Source organism: Candidatus Symbiopectobacterium sp. NZEC135 (genome assembly GCF_025962695.1).
This window is the reverse complement of record NZ_JAGFPF010000239.1, coordinates 1-2,145: the sequence shown is the minus strand read 5'-3', so window position 1 is coordinate 2,145 and position 2,145 is coordinate 1. Positions and strand designations below refer to the sequence as shown.

Genomic DNA, 2,145 nt, shown 5'->3' with positions numbered 1-2,145 from the left:
CACCCAACTGCGACATGTTGGCGATGCTTCCCGACTGAGCACTCGAGAGTTGCATTTTCAATTGGGTCTGGATCCCACGCACCGTACTGTTACCCAGCAAGACGCCATTGCTGGTATCTGGCGACGACGCGCCCACCTCAGTTGCGGTAAATTTGGTCAACGTGCCAATGGTGGTTTGCAGTGCGTTGTAGGCATCAACCCAGTTCTTCACTGCCGCTTCCATCGGCGCCGTATCGGTATCAATCGACAGCGTTTCTGGTTTTCCAGCGGTGTTTTCCGCTTTCAGCGTCAGTGTGACACCGTCAATGGCATCGGCAACGGTGTTGCTCTGGCGTGTAACCGTTACGGAACCATTCAGTTTAATCACCGAGTTCTCAGCAGCGACTTGCTCAGACATGTTGCCAGTGACGCCGCTGGTGTAACCGATTTTTCCCTTGAGGGTATCATCACCGGTCACATTGATGGTCATCTTGCCATCGGTGCCGGTCGATTTGGAGGTGATAGCCAAATAATAGGAATCATCATCTGCTTTAATAATGCTGGCACCGACATTGCCGTTGGCCTTATTGATTGCATCACGGATGCCTTCCAACGTCGTTTGACCGTCGGTCAGGTTGATTTCCAACGGTTTTTCCTGACCCGGCTGGCTGATAGTCAGCGTGCGCGTGCCGCCTGTTGTTGCCCCTAACTGTGTTTTATTACTGTCAAATTCGCCTGACAGCAGGGAGTGGGCCGTGGCAAGGTTTTGTACTTCAACCTGATAAGAACCCGATACCGCACCGTTCGCCGTGGTGGCCGCAAAGGCCGTATTGGTGCTGGTTACGGTAGTTTGGTTGATGGTCTTCGCTTTAGCTAACGCATCATTAGCGGTATCTAACTTGGTAACTGCCGCACTCAGCGTATCGAAAGCCTTGCTGCGATTGGTATATAAGGTTTGCTGAGTCTTGATCGGGTTTATCCGGGTCTGCTCAAGTTCGGTCAATTGCTGGAGAATGCTACTGAGTCCACTTGTTGAACCCGTAAAGCTGATGCTTGCCATGATCAATCCTTAATGTTGTGACCAGTATTTCGTGGTTATCGGCGGCTTGAAGCAGAAGTTTAGCATTGTTTGTTACTATCCCAAGCGCGTTCTTCTTATTGGCTATTTGCCTTTCTCTATGATGCCTAAACCGTGCGTTCGACGCGGTAACGCGTAAAGACCTACACCAATAGACGACTGCTGCTTTCGAACCGTTATCATTATTATGTCCGAAAACGGCTCTCAGGTCGTTAACCACACGCATGACGACCCCGCTATTTAACGGTGGTTCTGTAATCGTCGAAGTGGGATTTTTTAGTGGTATCATTTAATTCGTTGAATATTAAGTGGTTTGTTGTTGTTTCAATGCATGGGATAAGAATAAAAACGGTTTGCTTGAAGAATTTTTCAAAAAAAATTAAAGCTTCTTTGGCATAGGCCGATACAAGGGTTACGGTGATAAAAGCCGTGGGCGATAGCCCAATCCCTAACCCGACCTGAATTGGAAAAGGAATACAATTATGGCAGTCATCAATACTAACAGCTTGTCGCTGTTGGCTCAAAACAATCTGAACAAATCTCAGTCAGCTCTGGGGACGGCTATCGAACGTCTGTCTTCTGGCTCTCGTATCAACAGCGCAAAAGACGACGCTGCTGGTCAGGCGATTGCTAACCGTTTCACCGCTAACATCCGCGGCATGACTCAGGCTGCACGTAACGCTAACGACGGTATCTCTCTGGCTCAGACTGCTGAAGGCTCTCTGAACGAAATCAACAACAACTTGCAGCGTGTTCGTGAACTGGCTAACCAGGCGAAAAACGGCACTTACTCTGCTTCTGATATCGACTCCATGCAGTCTGAAATCAACGAACGTGTTGCTGAAATCAACCGTGTTGCTGACCAGAGCCAATTCAACGGCATCAAAATTCTGGCTAACACCAACACTGATACCACCATCAGCATCCAGGTTGGTGCAAACGATGGCGAAACCATCGGTATCTCTCTGACTTCCAACCAAGGCTGGAACAAACATACTGGAACCTTGACGGCAGGTACGACGGGTGGTCAGGTTACCGCTGCTAGCGATCGTAAAGTTAGCGTTGACGGCTTCGACGTTCTGGCGACC

General features: G+C 49.2%; 2 protein-coding genes. One reads left to right on the top strand and one right to left on the bottom strand.

The features are described 5' to 3' along the window. The coding region (gene fliD, locus J5224_RS25375) for a flagellar filament capping protein FliD (RefSeq protein ID WP_264627973.1) at positions 1-1,039 on the bottom strand (1,039 nt) is incomplete at its 3' end. A gap of 500 nt (positions 1,040-1,539) precedes the next feature. Here fliD and J5224_RS25370 point away from each other — a divergent pair. Beyond that, positions 1,540-2,145 (top strand): flagellin FliC (locus J5224_RS25370; protein WP_319802485.1); only part of this gene is annotated, 606 nt, incomplete at its 3' end.